Origin of the sequence: Ruegeria sp. HKCCD4315, assembly GCF_013112245.1 — a bacterium.
Lineage (GTDB): Bacteria > Pseudomonadota > Alphaproteobacteria > Rhodobacterales > Rhodobacteraceae > Ruegeria.
Genome location: NZ_WVRN01000003.1, coordinates 103,635 through 120,241, shown reverse-complemented (window position 1 = coordinate 120,241; position 16,607 = coordinate 103,635). Strand labels below are relative to the sequence as shown.

The following is a 16,607-nucleotide window of genomic DNA, read 5'->3' as shown; positions in this document are numbered from 1 at the left end:
GGCCCAAATAGTCATATACCCACGTGTTGAGCGCTTTGGGATCGGCTCGTTTCACGAAGCCATCGACGATTTTCTCCAAAGCAGCCTCATGGTCGGCGAGGTAGGTAAGCAACATCCTGGCCAGCTCCTGCTCGGACTGTGTCGAACAGTGGGCCAAACATTCGGCGAGCCAATGATGCATTTCCCGCGTCCAGACAATTAGATCAGAAAACGTTTCAACTTTCATGGCCTCAACCTCCTAAAGATCGGCATGCGAAAGCCTAAACCGGCATTTTCCAGATGGCTCACTGGGCATCGGAGCGCGAAGTCGGCGCCGGCCCGACCCACGCCAGGCTGCGGGAATCACCCCCCCAGTTCCCGCAATGCCCGGTCGATTGCCACCTTGCGCGGATCCTCCTGCGGCAGGTCATCCGCCAGATCCCTTGCCCTGCCATAGGCGTTCCGGGCGCCGTCGGTCTCGCCCAGCACCGAATAGGCGTTGCCCAGCCGCATCCAGCCGTCCAGATCCCCTGGGTTTTCCTGCATCCGGCTCGCCAGCCGTTCGACCATCGAGCGGATGAAGGCCTGCCGATCTTCGTCGGACATCTCCTCGGCCGTCGCCACCTGATCGGCAGTTGGGCCGGGCATGGAAGGGGCAAAAGTCGCCAGATCCACCGGCGCCCGTCCTATCGACGGGGCGATGCGGTTAAGCTGGGCCACAAAACTCTCCATCCATGGCCGGAACTCCTCTTCGGCGTCGATCCGCGTCTTCAGTAGATCATAGGCCTTTTCAGGCGATCCAGCCTGCTCCAGACCAACGGCTTTGTAGAATGTCGCTGCTGGGTTCGATGGGTCCAGTTCCAAGGCTCGTTCAAACGCCCGATCGGCCTTGGGCGTAACGACACCGTCATCGGCATAGACCAACGCCTCGCCATATTGCGACACCAGCGCTGAATTCGCATTGGGTCGGTCCAGCAACCCCTCGAACGCGTCTGCGGCATCTCCAAAGCGTCCCATACGCATATAGGTCTGAGCCAACAACACCCATCCCTCGGTTGGCCCGCCGGTTTCATCCGCCTCGAGCCGCGACTTCAGGCGCACGGCAAGGTCGGCGATTTCACGGGCTTCGGCCTGCTCCCCCTCGCGTTGGGCAAATGGCTGGCTGGGGATGTAGGGACTACCCAGTTGCCAATAAAGACCGGCTCCGAGCGCTGGAACTACCAGCGCGGCAAGTAAAATCAGCGCACGCCCGGAATGGCCCATCATCGCTTTGTCGTCCGATTGCCGGTCAATCGCCTTCAGGCGACGTTCTATCTCGGCTCTGGCGGCCTTGGCTTCTTCGGCCGAGATAATTCCTCGTTCCAGGTCCTTCTCTACTTCGCCGATCTGGTCGGAAAAGATGGCAGAGGCGCTTTCGTGTCTCGACAAGTCCGAGGTCTTGCGCCCCATACCGGAGAGGGCGAGCGTCAGAAACACCGCCACGGCCATGAATGAAAAGATAATCCAGATCATGCGTGCGGCTCCGTGAGTGAATGGTTTTCGGAATTCCGTTCTTCGCTCGCGCCGTGTGCCGTCTCTTGATTTCGCGACTTCCGATATCGGCGCGCATTCTGGGTCAATACCGCTGCAGTCGCGATACCACCCAGCCCCAGGATGACGATAGGCGCAACCCACAGTATGTAAGTTGATGGCTTCCACGGCGGGTTGAACAGAACATAGTCGCCATAACGCGCAACCAGAAAATCCATAACCTGCTGGTCCGAGTCACCTGCCACCAGCCGTTCGCGCACAAGCAGACGAAGGTCGCGCGCCACCCCGGCGTTAGAACTGTCGATGTCTTGGTTCTGGCACACCACGCAGCGCACCTGTTTTGAAATCGCCCGGGCCCGTTCTTCCAGAACCGGATCTGCAAGTATCTCGTCGGGCTCAACCGCGAATGCCGGCTGCGACACCAGCATCGCCAGAGTGACTGCGGTAATTACAATGCGACGTATCATGACGCCTCTCCTCCGGCCGCCCGCGCCTGATCCAGCGCGGTGCGCATCTTTGAAATTGCCTCGTCGCCCAGCACCGGGCCAACAAAACGGAATACGACCTTGCCCGCGCCATCAATCACAAAGGTCTCTGGCACGCCGGAAATCCCCCATTCGATCCCGGCTCGGCCGTCCAGGTCGGAACCGATGCGCTCATAAGGGTTGCCCAGATCGTCGAGCCATTTCCGCGCGTCCTGCGGCTTGTCTTTGTAGTTAATGCCCATCAGGCGAATGCCCTCATCGCGCACCATACGCGTTAGCACCGCATGTTCGGCCCGGCAGGGCACGCACCAGGACGCAAACACGTTGACCACGATCGGAGCTGACCCGTCATTTTCCACCAGATCGGTACTGGACAGCCCGTGGGTATCCAGCCCATCGACCGGCGGCAAGTCGAACTCAGGCACCGGCTGAGAGATCAAAACAGACGGGATTTCGTTTGGATCGCGATCGGGATTCAATCCCCATAGCAGAAAGGCACCCAGGATGCCGGCAATCGTAATTGGGAACAGTGCAAATAGACGTTTCATTGCCCTACTCCGCCGCCACCGGAACGGAGCCCTGCCCAGTCCGTTTTCGTGGTGCACCGACGCGTAGACGCCGATCGGAGAGTGACAAGACACCACCAAATGCTAACAATCCTGAACCTATCCAGATCCAGACCACCAATGGCTCATACAGGATACGCAGAGTCCATTTGCTCTGTTCTGATTCCGCCGCCGGTTCCGATATCGAGGCGTAAAGGTCCCCTGCCAACGTCGTTCGAATTGCCGACTCGGTCGTACTGGTACCCGCCACGAGATAGGCCCTGCGCTCGGGTTGAAGCGTGGTGACATAAGCGCCATCGCGAAATACCTTCAGTGTGGCCGTGCGAGACAGATAGTTCGGACCGCGAAGCTGTTCCACACCGTCAAAACGCACGTCGAACCCTGCTATCTCGATCTGTGTTCCGGGCTCGGCAAAAGTCACGACCTCGGATTTCCAAGCGCTGGACCCGATAAAGCCGATCATACAGACCGCCAACCCCGCATGGGCCACGACCATGCCGTAATGCGAACGCGGTAGGTTGCGGGCCCGACGCAGGGACTCGGCCAGCGGTGCCTCACCCAGCTTTATTCGGCTGGCCCACTCTGTCAGCACAGCGCCCAGCAACCAAACCGCAAGGCCGATCGACAGTACCGCCAAGGCTGGGCCGCCGGTATCCAGATACCACACAAGCAACGCCACGAGCAGGCTAACCCCGGCCACCCATTTAAGCCGGCCCAGAACACCGCGCAAATCCGCCCGCTTCCATGACAACAGCGGCCCAATCCCCATTACAACGACCAGAACCAGCATGATCGGCACGAAACTGGCGTTGTAATAAGGTGGTCCAACCGAAATCTTTTCACCTGTCACAGCCTCAAGCAAAAGCGGATAAAGCGTACCGAATAGAACCGTCGCCGTTGCGGTGGCCAGCAGCAGGTTGTTAATAAGCAAACCGGCCTCGCGGCTGATCGGGGCAAAAAGACCGCCGCCCTCCATCTCCGGTGCGCGTATGGCAAACAGCGTCAATGAACCACCGATCGCGACAGCCAACAGTGCCAAGATGTAAATGCCGCGTTCGGGATCGACCGAAAACGCGTGGACCGATGTAAGCAAGCCTGAGCGGACAATGAATGTCCCCAACAAGGACAACGAGAAGGTCAAAACGGCCAGCAGGATCGTCCAACTTTTGAAGCTGCCGCGCTTTTCTGTCACGATGGCCGAATGGAACAGCGCTGTGCCAGCAAGCCAGGGCATAAACGAGACATTCTCGACCGGATCCCAGAACCACCAGCCGCCCCAACCCAGTTCGTAATAGGCCCACCAGCTGCCCAGTACGATACCAAGTGTCAGAAACACCCACGCCGCCAATGTCCAGGGTCGGACCCAACGCGCCCATGCCGGATCGACCCGCCCCTCAATCAGGGCAGCCACGGCGAAAGAAAATACGATCGAGAAGCCGACGTAACCCAGGTATAGGAACGGCGGGTGCATAGCCAGGCCGACATCCTGCAATAGCGGATTTAAATCCTGACCATCCAGCGGTGCCGGAAACACCCGGTCGAACGGGTTCGAGGTGAACAGCATGAATGACAGGAACCCCGCGCTGATCCAGGCCTGCACTGCCAGTGTGCGCGCCTTGAGTTTCAGCGGGATGTTCCGAGCCAACAAAGACACACCCAGCCCGAAAATCACCAATATCAGAATCCACAACAGCAGCGACCCTTCGTGGCTACCCCAGGTCGCAGCCACCTTGAAAAGCATCGGTTTCAGCGAATGAGAATTGCTGGCCACATTTAGCACAGTGAAATCGCTGACCACGAAGGACCACATCAGAGCGGCGAAGGCGATAGCAACCAGCGCTGTCTGCAGGATCGAGGTCGCAGATGCCGATCGCATCCACATGACATTGTTCCGCGCTGCTCCAATCAAAGGTAATACGCTTTGCACCAAGGACACGGCCAGGGCGAGCGCCAAGGCAAACTGCCCGATTTCCGGTATCATTCCAAACCCTCCGGGTTTCCGGTTTCGCGGCCTTGTCCGACAATCCAGCGCTGGAGAGTCAAGGACATTTTTGCCGCACCCCAACCAGACGCGTGCGCCTTGGCTGGCGGATTTACGAACCGGTGGCCTTGACCTTCCAGCGTGGGAATCCCCCATTTTTCCAACACGTCGCTTGTCACGGAGCGCGAAATGGACAACCGAGTGAGGATAGGATGGTGAGAAACCAAACAGCAAAAATTCACCGTTGGAAATTCGTTCGGGCCGCTTTGATGGCCGGGGGTCTGGGCCTGGCGTCGCCCGTCATGGCTCAAACGGTGACACAGCCGACTGACAGCATGGCGATGGACCCGAAAGCCTCTGCTGGAATGGCTGGAATGGGCAACATGTCGGCAATGATGCGCCCTGACGCGTCGCCACCCACGGGTGTCGTCGGAGGCATGCACCCGCCCGAGGGCGTGTTGATGCCGGTATTCTCGTTTATGAACATGGAGATGGACGGAAACCGCTCGGGAACGCAGTCGCTGTCTACTTCGGACGTGCTGTCGCAATATATGATCGCGCCGCTCAGCATGAGCATGAACATGGCGATGATCGGCCTGATGTATGGCGTGACCGATGACATCTCGGTCATGGCGATGCTGCCCTATACCAACAAGTCGATGAAACATCAGACCCGCATGGGGCAGACTTTCAAGACCAGGGCGCAGGGGTTCGGTGACCTGAAGATCATCGGCGGGTATGATGTCTACAAATCCGACGGGCAGGTTCTGGAACTGTCTCTTGGCCTCAGCTTGCCGACCGGATCGATAGACGAGACCGACACTACGCCGGCCGGGCCGGACCAGCTGCTGCCCTACCCTATGCAACTGGGGTCCGGCACCTACGACCTGCTGCCGGGCATCACCTATACGGGCCAGAACGCAGATTGGTCGTGGGGCGCCCAGCTGGCCGCCATGATCCGGATGGGTGAGAATGATGCCGGTTACACCTTGGGTGACGTCTATTCAGCAACAGTTTGGGGTGCGCGGCGCTGGAATGACCAGTTCAGCTCCTAGTTGCGGGTGGTCGGCGACATCGTGGAAAACATTGACGGGTCGGATGCGCGCCTGAACCCAGGCATGGTGCCCACCGCTGATCCCACCCTGCGCGGCGGCCAGTTTCTGAGTATCGGAATCGGAGTGAATTACCTTGTGCCGGGGTCGGGCGTTTTGGCGGGCACGCGCCTGGGTATCGAGGGCGTGATCCCGGTGTATCAAGATCTGGATGGGCCCCAGCTTGAACGCGATTACGCAGTCTCCTTCGCGATACGCAGGGCGTTCTGACCCTTCAGCCCCAAACCGACTGTAAACGGACAATCAGCGCCGCCGCGGTGGTCAGAACGACCACTGACACCGCCATCAGTAGCAGGGCCAATACCACAGGTCCGCCGCGCCCAGGTACGCGACGTGCCAGTTGGGCTGCAAATCCAGTACCGTGGGCGATCTGGCTCTGAACGACGGATAGGTATAGCGGCAGCGCTCCGACCAGCGTGGCGTACAGGTAAACGCCTGAGATGTTCTCGAAGTAGGCGGAGCGTACCAGCGTCGGACCGACTACCCGCAACGCCACTACGGGATCACCGCCGAAAGACCCGAACCAGTCCGCCGAAAGCGCGTAGATCAGCGCATGCAGCACGATGAACAGGACGGCCCGTAGCAGCAGGTCAATTAGCAGATACCGGGCCGGGACGGCCCCCCTGCCCCGCGCCCTGACCCCAAAGGCGAATAGAAAAAAGCTGAGATAGTTCACGGCAAACACGACGGGCAGCCCATTTGTCACCACCTGGCGAAAAAACCGGACAAACGCGGGACCGCCGTTCAGAAGGTGCGTCGCAAAGCCCGGCGTACGCAGTATGAAAGCCAGCAACAATGGCACCAGCGCAAGACAGCTGACGATCAGCGTGTTCCGTGCAAACTGCCAAAACGGCATGTCGATTGCGAAAAATCTCTCCATTACATCTACCTTGCCAGCCAGTCCGTTTCCCGTCGATCACCCAAAGTGATTTCAGTGCTGTTGATTGATGAAGGTTCGCAAACCTTGGAATCTGATTTGCTTTGTTGCAACAAAGTCGGCGCATGATGACTCAGTAACCCGATTCCGCCTGTGTCTTAAATGCTAACGCTTAGGACGCCAGTCGTTTCGAACGAACAATTGAATGGACATAACGGATTGTTCGGATGATTGTCTTTGTCCATCTCCACGGTTCCGGATACCAAACCAAGTTACAGGAGCGCTATCAATGCTGACCAGACGACACTTTGTTGCGACTTCACTTGCCATTTTCTCTCAGCCAGTTTTTGGAGTGACGTCGGCGGCGGCCTCGCAATGGTCGGAGTGGGATGCGCAAGTAACGCCAGCCAATTTTGATCCCGCAACATCCAATCCCTGGGGGTTACACCCACGTTTCCTGCCTCAACGTGTGCAAACCAATCGACCACTTATTCCGGGTGACATTCATGTCGACGCGGTGGCACGATATCTGTATTTCATCGAAGACGGTGGCACAGCAATGCGTTACGGCGTAGCCATTGCCCGAGGCAATCTTTACGAGCCCGGTGTCTACACAATCAAGCGAAAGGCCAAATGGCCGCGTTGGACTCCTACCGCCGAAATGATTGAACGCGACCCTGATGAATATGCGCAATTCGCAGATGGTGTGCCCGGTGGGCCGACAAACCCATTGGGATCAAGGGCGTTTTATCTGTTCGAAGGTGGTCGCGACACATACCTGCGAATTCACGGAACGCCTTATCCAAGATCTATCGGAGGTCGCGCAAGTTCTGGCTGCGTAAGGATGGCGATGCCACATATCATCGGGCTTTATGATCGTGTCAGGCCAGGGTCCACGGCTCATCTCTACCCTCCCGAGCGCCTTCTGACCGCGACCAGCTGATAGGCGCTTGTCAGGCGCGCGTACAGATTGGGCGCCCTTCAATAGTCCTGAGTGGCAGGTAGGTTGTTTCAACCGGCCCCACGTAGCGATACCAATAGCAACCGTCCTCAGGCATGATTTTAACGGCGTTCAGGTCCTGGCCCGGAGCAGCGATCTGGGCAACGGCGTCAGGAACTCGGGAAAGCGTTCCGGGCTCGCTTTCTGCAGATATCGACGTTGTTTCGGTGCAGGCGCCGACGAGCATAAGTGCGGCCAGTGCTTGGAAAGCTTTCTTGAAGCACATGGTGTTTAGTCCACTGTGTTTGTCATTTGTAGTACCTGATACCCTCGCATCGGTGGGTGATCACATCAATTCTCCAAGAACTAAGCAATTGTTAGCGTTGCTTTTTTGTGCTCGGTTGATTCAAGAAAGTCAGGTTTTGCTGATAGCAGCCTGGAATTACGTCCAAGAAAAATTGCTTTTCCACAATGACTTGATGATTTGGGTCCGCCTTCTAAGGAAATATCCCTGCGCCAACGGCAACGACAATTCAGACGAGTCATCCCATATGAAATGTCATTTGCGTGTTGACCTTCCAGCGCGGGAACCGGGCATACGAGTTATTTGAGTCGGAAAAAAAGAATAAACTTTGGGATGGCAGGCATGAAACGGAGCAAAGAAGGAAAGGTTGTTACGCGACGTGGAGTGATTGCCGCGTTTGCTGCGACGGCGCTTTTTCCAGCACCGGCCGTTTGGGCCCAATCAACGGCAACTGAGGGGACGCGCCGCAATGTTTCCTCATTCCGCGTTGCTAAATGGCAGGACCACTTTGATACCTTGAAAAACGGGGTAATCCTGTCTGATACACAGTCCAAGGTCCTGCAATATTGGTCAGAAGACGAAAGCGTCTATCGGATGTATCCAACCAGCGTACCGCTCACGGAAGACCTTACAAGGCTGGGCTACACCACAGTTATTCGCAAGGTCGAAGGGCCATCTTGGCGACCAACGCCGGCAATGAAAGAGCGCAATCCAGCATGGCCTGACTATGTAGGCCCGGGTCCTGAGAACCCTCTGGGGACACATGCGCTCTATTTGAGCTGGCAATACTACCGTATCCACGGCACCAACGACACGCGCAAGATCGGGAGAAGATCCTCCAACGGCTGCATTGGTTTATACAACGAGCAGATTGCGGAATTGTTCGAACTGGCCACTGTGGGCACTCAGGTAAAACTGATCTGACCTTGGTCAGGCGGATTTTTTTGCGCGCGTTGAACCTAAGAACTGACAATCATGTGAAGAACAGAGATGGATAAACTTACACTCTTGATAGGCGGAGTAGTGATCGCAGGCGCCGCAGCTTTAGTCTACAACTTAAATCAGCAACCAACAGGTCACTCGATGACGCCACCCGATACGTCAGCACTGGAGCCAGGAGACCCAATCGAAAACGTCAATCTGCCGGACCAGCTAAGCGAATTTGCGGCCGTCGGCAAAGTGGCATTCGACGCCAAATGCTCGGCGTGCCATGGCGCGAATGCAACAGGTCTGGAAGGCCTTGCACCACCTTTGGTGCATAAAATCTATGAACCAAGCCACCATTCGGACGAGTCATTTTATGTGGCAGTCCAGAATGGAGTTCGGGCACACCATTGGAAGTTTGGTAATATGCCGCCGGTCGATGGCTTGACCCGTGCGGATGTGAAGGGCATCGTGGCGTATATCAGAGAGCTGCAGCAGGAAAACGGGATTTTCTGAAGGTGACGAGCCGAATGGGCAGTGCAATTCGTTACATCATACTGTCAATGGTGCTGACCATTGGCGGGCTGCTTGTGACGGCCGATTCTGCTCATGCACATGGCAGTGGATCACAGCACGTGATTGACCAAACGGAGTCAGCGGACGTTGAGCATGTCAAGCAGGGTCATCCCGGACATTGTCATGGCGGAACGATTTGCAACGCTGTTGGTCTATTTTCGATGGGTCCACCACCGCCTGGCCCCCAAGATACTGAACAAAGATACTCGATCCCTCGAGCCCAATACCGGGTGCTCGGTATCGCGGCGTTTGACCCACCACCGCCGCGTGTCCTGATCTGACCAGTCGAATTGCGCTCAACCTGGGCGCGTCGAAGCAGACGACAAGGACAAAACAATGAACATTCTAAAAATGACCACAGGCGTTGCCCTGGTTTCTCTGTTCGCAGCCGCCGCCCTGGCGCATGGTGGCGCAACCGGCATCGTCAAAGAACGCATGGATGGTATGTCCGCGATGAAGGACAGCATGAAGATCCTTACGCCGATGATGCAGGGGAAAACGCCCTACAATGCGCAAACGGTACAAAGCGAAGCCGAGATAATTGGGCGTCATGCTGGTGAAAGCATGACAAAGCTGTTTCCAGAAGGATCTGATGGCAAACCCTCGGAGGCCAAACCGGAGATCTGGCAGGATTGGGGTTCCTTTGCTGAATTGGCCAGCCAGTTGGAAACCTACTCTGAAGGCCTCGTGCTTGCGGCGGACAACGGGTTGATGATGTCCGGGTCGGGGCAAGGTTCGGGCATGATGGGCGGCGCATCCATGATGGGTGGCGGTTCTATGATGGGTGGCAGTCCAGATCAGACACAACTGTCTGAAATGCCAGCAGATGGTGTGTTCATGATGCTGAGCCAGACTTGCTCGGCGTGTCACACGCAATTTCGGTCGGAATAGGAATGCGTCATGAGACCGATATTCCGATTGGGCCTTGCTGCCGCCGTAACGGCGTCAGCGGGACTTGTTGCCGTGATGGCTTGGCCAATTGGCCAGCCCTTACAAGCTCTCGACATTCAGGGTGACGTTAACCGCGGGGCTTATCTGGCAAGGGCAAGTGGCTGTATCGCTTGCCACACAGATTTTGCCAAAGGGGGCGCGCCATTGGCCGGTGGGGTGGAGTTGGATACCCCGTTCGGCACGCTCTATTCACCGAACCTGACCACAGATCCTAACCACGGGATCGGTGATTGGACGGTCGAGGAATTTGCCCGCGCTGTGCGTCAAGGCGTGTCACCCGGCGGACAACCCTACTACCCGGCCTTTCCTTATCCGTTCTATGCCAATTTCACGGATCAGGATATCGCCGATCTCTGGGCCGCCTGGCAAACGGTTGCACCGGTAGCGGAACCGTCAAAAGAGCAGGAAATGGCGTTCCCCTTCAATCAGAGATGGGGCCTGAAGCTGTGGCGCGCGGCTTTTCTGGAACCACCCCGCACTGATCCCGTGCCGGGCAATGACGAAGTGTGGAACCGGGGCCGGCTACTGGTCGAAGGTGCCACGCATTGTGCGGCCTGCCACACCGGGAGGAACCTGGCTGGCGCAAGAAATTCGGACACGGAACACTTCAAGGGAAGTGACTCTCTGCCGGGCGGTGACACGGCACCGGCCATCGACTTTGAAACCCTGCAAAAGCGTGGTTGGACGGTAGATGATTTGGCCTACGCGTTGCGCACCGGCGTAATGCCTGATGGCGATGTCTTCGGCGGCGCCATGGGAGAGGTCGTAAACTATGGCACCAGCTTTCTGACAGACGAAGACCGGAAGGCAATGGCGACCTATCTGCTGGATGTGCACGACGGGGGGTAATCGAGTGAGAGATCAAATTTTCTTTGGAGGGAAGTCCTCATGAAGCTCAATCGCAGGCAATTCGTTGCAGGCACGTCGGCACTAATCGCAATGCCGACTTTCGGGAGGGCGGCTACCGCCCCTCGAATAATCGAGGCGCGTTCAGGATTGGCACGTATTGCCCCCGACAGCTATCCTGAAACCGAGATATGGGGATATGATGGCGGTGTTCCGGGCCCTGAAATTCGTGCCCGGCAAGGCGAAACGGTTCGCCGGACACTCCTGAACTCGCTACCTCAGCCTACAGCAATCCATTGGCACGGATTGCGGGTTCCAAACAATATGGACGGGGTGCCGGGCCTTACGCAGGAGGCTGTACCAACCGGCGGCGAATTTCAGTATGACTTGCCTCTGAAGGACGCGGGGACCTTCTGGTATCACTCTCACAACCAGTCAACGGAACAAGTGGCCAGGGGCCTTTACGGCGCGTTCATCGTCGACGAAACGGACCCGCCGGACACGGATCATGACATTACGATCCTTCTGGATGACTGGCGGTTGTCTAAGGACGCTCAAATAGTTGATGATTTTGGTGCAATGCATGATTGGACCCATGCAGGTCGGATGGGAAACTACGTTCACGCGCGCATATCGCCAATGACCGAAGTTTTGACGAACCAGCGATTGCGAATTCGAATGGTCAACGTGGCAACTGATCGGATCATGTATGTGTCAGTAGGTGGCGCAAACGGGAAACTGGTCGCTTATGATGGAATGCCTGTAAGGCAGCCAGAAGATTTCGAAACACTTGTTTTCGGACCTGCACAGCGAGCAGACTTGATCGTCGACGTCACAGCGGAATCGAACGAAGCCGTTCAAATAACTCTTCACGAACGCGATGAATCATTTGTTATCGCTGAGATCCCGGTTTCGGGAAGCGGTACATCTGCCAGCCGCGGTGAGATTGAAGCTCTGCCACCCAACCCTGTTTCTTTTCTTGAAGATGTTTCTGACGCCTTAAAGGTTCCATTGGTGATGGAAGGCGGGGCGATGGGCGGACTGCGTCAAGGTACTTACAACGGCCAAGTCATGAGCGCTAATGAGTTGGTTCAGGAAGGACAGATCTGGACATTCAACGGAGTCGCAGGGTTACCCGAAGACCCGCTCGCTTCCGTTTCGCGTGGCGACATAGTCCGTATTCAGATGCAGAACGACACTGTCTTTGCGCACGCCATGCACTTGCACGGGACGCACTTTCAGGAAGTTCTGCCGAACGGCAGCCTGGGGCCGCTGCGGGACACAATCCTGGTTGACCGGATGGAAACGCGGGAGATTGCGTTCGTTGCGGATAACCCGGGGGACTGGCTGTTTCATTGCCACATGCTGTCGCATCAGGCCGCTGGTATGAAGACCTGGCTGAGCGTGGCGTGATGAACAAGAGCGCGGCGAATTGGCTGTCACTGGCTGCTGTGGTGATCATTGTCGCGGTCGCTGGCTGGGGCTTGGGTGGGCGTGCGCAGAACAGTTCATCGGCGGATTCGGCACGTGGTGTATTTTTGTATGCCGAAAACTGCGCGTCATGCCACGGGGCAGATTTGGAGGGTCAACCAGATTGGCAGACACCCGGTGCAGATGGCGTACTACGGGCACCCCCGCATGACCGAACAGGGCACACTTGGCATCACAGCGACAAGCTGTTGTTCGATTATACAAAGCTTGGCGGGGACCAAACACTAAAACAGATGGGCGTCTCTGATGTCAAAAGCGGTATGCCAGGTTTCGAGGACACTCTGTCGGATCAGGAAATCTGGGACATCCTTGCCTTCATCAAGGAGAGTTGGCCGGATCGGGAACGCAAGCTGCAAGAGCAGCGCACCGAGGCAGAACAAACGGAAGGAAACTGATGTGAAACGAATATTTGCAGGCTTAATCGCCATCGCCATGTCGATTGGCGTTCCTATAGCACGCGCCGACGAGCTGTCTGACTCCGATGTGAAACGGCTGGCTCTGGAAGCCATTTTGGAAAACCCTGAGATCATCATGCAGGCGATTCAACTGCTTCAACAGCGCGAGAATCAGGCAAAAGCCGAAGCAATTGGAAGCGTCTTGGAAAATCAGCGTGAATTGCTGGAACAGGATCCGAATGCGCCTGTCATCGGAAACCCGAAAGGCGATGTAACCGTGGTCGAGTTTTTTGACTATAACTGCCCATATTGCAAACGCGCTGCCCCGGTTGTGAAAAACGTAATCGCAGGCGATTCCGATGTACGAGTTGTCTATCGAGAATGGCCCATACTCGGAGAAGGTTCCGACTTCGCGGCACGCGCCGCGCTTGCCTCACGTAATCAGGGAAAATATGAAGAATTTCATTGGGCGCTTATGGCTCTGGACGGTCGTGCCACTGAGGCCAGTGTCCTGAAAGTTGTCCGTGAACTCGGCCTGGACGAGGATCAATTGCGCGCAGATATGGAGGCGCCGGAAGTCGACGCACATATTCAGGTGTCCATGGAATTGGCCCGACAGCTTGGCTTCAGTGGCACCCCCTCGTTTGTGATTGGAGATGCTCTTGCCCCGGGGCTGATCGCCGAAGATGAAATGACCCGGCTAATCGAGGCAGTCAGAGACGCAAGATAAAACCAAGGGGCGACTGAATGTGCGCCCCTAAGTTTCTCATGCGACCGTGGCTTCGTATCCCTCGGACTTCAGAGCAGCAAGGATATGATCAAGTGGATTGGCGCTTAAGACACGTACCCTGCGGTTTTCCATGTCAAAGTCCAACTGTGCGAAGGAATCCACCGTGGCAACGGCTTTTTCGATAGCTGACTTGCAGTGCCCGCAGCTCATATCCGGGATATTTAGGGTCGTCATGGATGTTTGCTCCTGTTTTCCGTTGTCCCGGCTAAAGTATTCCAGCACAGGAAGGTCAAGTCGTGAAAATTGGATCGCCAAAATTAGTGGAAAAGAAAGTCAACCCCATCCCTTGACCTTCCACTTGCTGGAACCCTTATGTTGCCCGTCAGCAGAACATTTGTGGTGACAATATGACTGAAATTTCACATGCGCGGTTCCAGGTTCAGGGTATGAGCTGTGCCTCTTGCGTAGGGCGCGTCGAGCGCGCGTTGAAAGATGTGCCAGGGGTAGATGCCGCTTCGGTTAATCTCGCCAGCGAAAGCGTTCAGGTCGATTTCCGCGATCCAGCCGATAAAGCGGCCATTGCTGATGCGTTAAACAGCGCCGGATATCCGGCACGGACGGAAGAGGTAACGCTGGATATTCAGAACATGTCCTGCGCATCTTGTGTAGGACGCGTTGAACGGGCCTTGGAGGCCAACGACGGCGTATTGTCCGCGTCGGTTAATTTGGCCACCGAAAGTGCAACAGTACGTTATGCCGAGGGAGTCACAACACCCGAAGCCATCGCGGCGCTTGCAGCATCTGCTGGCTATCCGGCGAGCCTGCGATCCGCGACGCAGACCGAACCACAAGACCGTAAGGCGGCAGAGATCAGCCATTTGGCGCGGCGAACAAGCTTTGCCGCTTTGCTCGCTTTGCCGGTTTTCGTCCTTGAAATGGGCTCGCATGTTATTCCGGGCATGCACCACCTGATAACGAGCACGATCGGCATCCAGAACAGCTATTACCTGCAATTCCTTCTAACCACGATCGTTCTTTTTGGGCCAGGATTGCAGTTCTATACCAAGGGATTCCCTTCCTTGGTCAAAGGCGCGCCAGACATGAACTCTCTGGTGGCTCTGGGCACTTCGGCGGCCTATGGGTTCTCGCTTATCTCGACTTTTGCACCGGGTATTCTTCCGGCCGGAACCGCAAACGTCTACTACGAGGCCGCAGCGGTGATCGTGGTTCTCATATTGCTTGGGCGGTTCCTTGAGGCGCGCGCCAAGGGCCGAACGGGTGAAGCGATCCGAAAACTGGTCGGTCTGCAGGCAAAAACAGCGCGAGTTGAGCGCGACGGAACGGTTGTCGAGCTTCCAATTGAGCAGATCGTTGTAGGAGATCTTGTGCACGTTCGACCGGGCGAAAAGATTGCGGTGGATGGTGCCGTAGTGACCGGCGCGTCATATGTCGATGAAAGCATGATCACCGGCGAGCCGGTTCCTGCCGAAAAGACCGAGGGCGCAACTGTGGTCGGCGGAACAGTCAATGGCACGGGCGCATTGACGTACCGGGCTGAAAAGATCGGCGCAGACACTATGTTGGCCCAGATCATTCAAATGGTCGAACAAGCACAGGGTGCCAAGCTTCCGATTCAAGGCTTGGTTGACCGTATCACGCTGTGGTTCGTGCCTGTAGTGATCGCTGTGGCCGTAATGACTGTGCTGGTTTGGATGTTGTTCGGACCCGATCCCGCGCTCAGCTTGGCGTTGGTAGCCGGGGTTGCGGTACTGATCATTGCTTGCCCCTGCGCCATGGGGTTGGCCACACCCACCTCAATCATGGTCGGCACCGGCCGCGCGGCCGAGATGGGTGTCCTTTTCCGAAAGGGCGACGCCTTGCAAATGCTGCAGGAAACCACCGTTGTTGCAGTGGACAAGACGGGGACCTTGACCGAAGGGCGTCCGGAGCTGACCGACCTTATTGTGGCCGAAGGATTGGCCGAGGATGAGGTTCTGCGCCTTGTGGCTGCCGTTGAGGTCACATCCGAACATCCGATCGCCACGGCCATCGTGCGCGCGGCTGAAACCCGTGGTCTGGAGCTTTCGAAGCCAGAAGACTTCACGTCGATCACCGGTTACGGGGTAAGCGCTTCAGTCGAAGGCCATACAATCTTGATCGGGGCCGACCGCCTGATGAGTCGCGAAGGGGTTGAAATGGGCGCGCTGTCTGATCGGGGCGCTGAACTGGCAATCAACGGAAAGACTCCACTTTATGCTGCCGTAGACGGGGTTATCGCGGCCGTAATCGCTGTGGCGGACCCAATCAAGACCACCACGCCAGACGCAATTGAAGCTTTGCACGGACTGGGGCTGAAAGTAGCGATGATTACCGGCGACAATACCGCTACAGCCAAATCCATCGCGGCGCAGCTTGGCATCGATCATGTCGTGGCCGAGGTTCTGCCCGAGGGTAAAGTATCCGCGTTGCAGGATTTGCGTTCAAATGGCGGAAAACTGGCGTTTGTGGGTGATGGCATCAACGATGCACCCGCGCTGGCGGCGGCTGACGTAGGAATTGCGATCGGGACAGGCACTGACATCGCCATCGAGGCGGCTGACGTCGTTCTGATGTCAGGCGACCTGACAGGCGTGGTCAACGCCTTCGATGTTAGTCAGCGCACCATGCGTAACATCCGCCAAAACCTGTTCTGGGCGTTCAGCTACAACACGCTACTCATACCGGTTGCAGCGGGGGTGCTCTATCCGTTTGGCGGCCCGTTGCTGTCGCCGGTTCTGGCTGCAGGTGCCATGGCGCTGTCCAGTGTATTTGTCCTGACCAACGCGCTGCGGTTGCGCTGGGTTAAGCCGATCAAAGTTGGGCGAGAACAGATCTCGCAGAATGAAGAGCAGGCGCTGCGATCAGCGCCTGCTGAATAGAA

General features: G+C 56.8%; 17 protein-coding genes and 1 pseudogene. 11 read left to right on the top strand and 7 right to left on the bottom strand.

Features of this window, described 5'->3' with window-relative positions:
* From GS646_RS22515 to GS646_RS22495, 5 genes and pseudogenes are all read right to left on the bottom strand, one after another.
* Positions 1-226, bottom strand: a pseudogene (locus tag GS646_RS22515) (ATPase); the annotation flags it as partial.
* Positions 227-342: 116 nt separating this feature from the next.
* Positions 343-1,491, bottom strand: a complete 1,149-nt coding sequence (gene ccmI / locus GS646_RS22510; RefSeq protein WP_171648634.1) for a c-type cytochrome biogenesis protein CcmI — start codon at positions 1,489-1,491, stop codon at positions 343-345.
* Entirely contained in the window at positions 1,488-1,976 is a 489-nt protein-coding gene (locus GS646_RS22505; RefSeq protein WP_171648636.1) for a cytochrome c-type biogenesis protein, read from the bottom strand. Before GS646_RS22505 ends, ccmI begins: the two co-directional genes overlap by 4 nt.
* Positions 1,973-2,542, bottom strand: a complete 570-nt coding sequence (locus GS646_RS22500; protein WP_170515764.1) for a DsbE family thiol:disulfide interchange protein — start codon at positions 2,540-2,542, stop codon at positions 1,973-1,975. Before GS646_RS22500 ends, GS646_RS22505 begins: the two co-directional genes overlap by 4 nt.
* Positions 2,543-2,546: 4 nt before the next feature.
* The gene (locus GS646_RS22495; protein ID WP_171648638.1) at positions 2,547-4,541 is read right to left on the bottom strand and encodes a heme lyase CcmF/NrfE family subunit; all 1,995 of its coding nucleotides are present in this window, start codon (positions 4,539-4,541) and stop codon (positions 2,547-2,549) included.
* 215 nt (positions 4,542-4,756) lie between these two features.
* On the opposite strand from GS646_RS22495, the gene GS646_RS22490 reads away from it, so the two are divergent.
* Entirely contained in the window at positions 4,757-5,596 is an 840-nt protein-coding gene (locus tag GS646_RS22490; protein WP_171648640.1) for a transporter, read from the top strand.
* A 21-nt stretch (positions 5,597-5,617) separates the two neighbouring features.
* Positions 5,618-5,863, top strand: a complete 246-nt coding sequence (locus GS646_RS22485; protein WP_171678587.1) for a hypothetical protein — start codon at positions 5,618-5,620, stop codon at positions 5,861-5,863.
* A gap of 4 nt (positions 5,864-5,867) precedes the next feature.
* Here GS646_RS22485 and GS646_RS22480 read toward each other — a convergent pair whose 3' ends face one another.
* Positions 5,868-6,533: a hypothetical protein gene (locus tag GS646_RS22480; protein WP_171648645.1), complete on the bottom strand. Its 666-nt coding sequence runs from the start codon at positions 6,531-6,533 to the stop codon at positions 5,868-5,870.
* Positions 6,534-6,819: 286 nt separating this feature from the next.
* On the opposite strand from GS646_RS22480, the gene GS646_RS22475 reads away from it, so the two are divergent.
* From GS646_RS22475 to GS646_RS22440, 8 genes are all read left to right on the top strand, one after another.
* Complete coding sequence (locus GS646_RS22475) at positions 6,820-7,473, top strand: L,D-transpeptidase (protein WP_171648647.1); 654 nt, start codon at positions 6,820-6,822, stop codon at positions 7,471-7,473.
* A 634-nt stretch (positions 7,474-8,107) separates the two neighbouring features.
* Positions 8,108-8,698: a L,D-transpeptidase gene (locus GS646_RS22470; protein WP_171648651.1), complete on the top strand. Its 591-nt coding sequence runs from the start codon at positions 8,108-8,110 to the stop codon at positions 8,696-8,698.
* 66 nt (positions 8,699-8,764) lie between these two features.
* Positions 8,765-9,214, top strand: a complete 450-nt coding sequence (locus GS646_RS22465; RefSeq protein ID WP_171648653.1) for a cytochrome c — start codon at positions 8,765-8,767, stop codon at positions 9,212-9,214.
* Between the two features lie 396 nt (positions 9,215-9,610).
* A complete protein-coding gene (locus GS646_RS22460) occupies positions 9,611-10,165 on the top strand; it encodes a cytochrome c (protein WP_171648655.1) in 555 nt (184 codons plus the stop codon).
* 9 nt (positions 10,166-10,174) lie between these two features.
* Positions 10,175-11,074: a c-type cytochrome gene (locus GS646_RS22455; protein WP_171648657.1), complete on the top strand. Its 900-nt coding sequence runs from the start codon at positions 10,175-10,177 to the stop codon at positions 11,072-11,074.
* 147 nt (positions 11,075-11,221) lie between these two features.
* A complete protein-coding gene (locus tag GS646_RS22450; protein ID WP_247744399.1) occupies positions 11,222-12,484 on the top strand; it encodes a multicopper oxidase family protein in 1,263 nt (420 codons plus the stop codon).
* Positions 12,484-12,957 carry a c-type cytochrome gene (locus GS646_RS22445; protein ID WP_171648660.1) on the top strand — a complete coding sequence of 158 codons (474 nt, stop codon included), beginning with the start codon at positions 12,484-12,486 and terminating at the stop codon, positions 12,955-12,957. Before GS646_RS22450 ends, GS646_RS22445 begins: the two co-directional genes overlap by 1 nt.
* Positions 12,958-12,994: 37 nt before the next feature.
* Positions 12,995-13,687: a DsbA family protein gene (locus GS646_RS22440; protein WP_171648709.1), complete on the top strand. Its 693-nt coding sequence runs from the start codon at positions 12,995-12,997 to the stop codon at positions 13,685-13,687.
* Between the two features lie 36 nt (positions 13,688-13,723).
* On the opposite strand, the gene GS646_RS22435 is transcribed toward GS646_RS22440, so the two are convergent.
* On the bottom strand, positions 13,724-13,921 hold the full coding sequence (locus tag GS646_RS22435) for a heavy-metal-associated domain-containing protein (protein WP_171648662.1): 198 nt from the start codon (positions 13,919-13,921) through the stop codon (positions 13,724-13,726).
* Between the two features lie 173 nt (positions 13,922-14,094).
* Between GS646_RS22435 and GS646_RS22430 the strand changes: the two genes are divergently transcribed.
* The gene (locus GS646_RS22430; protein WP_171648664.1) at positions 14,095-16,605 is read left to right on the top strand and encodes a heavy metal translocating P-type ATPase; all 2,511 of its coding nucleotides are present in this window, start codon (positions 14,095-14,097) and stop codon (positions 16,603-16,605) included.
* Positions 16,606-16,607 lie beyond the last annotated feature (2 nt).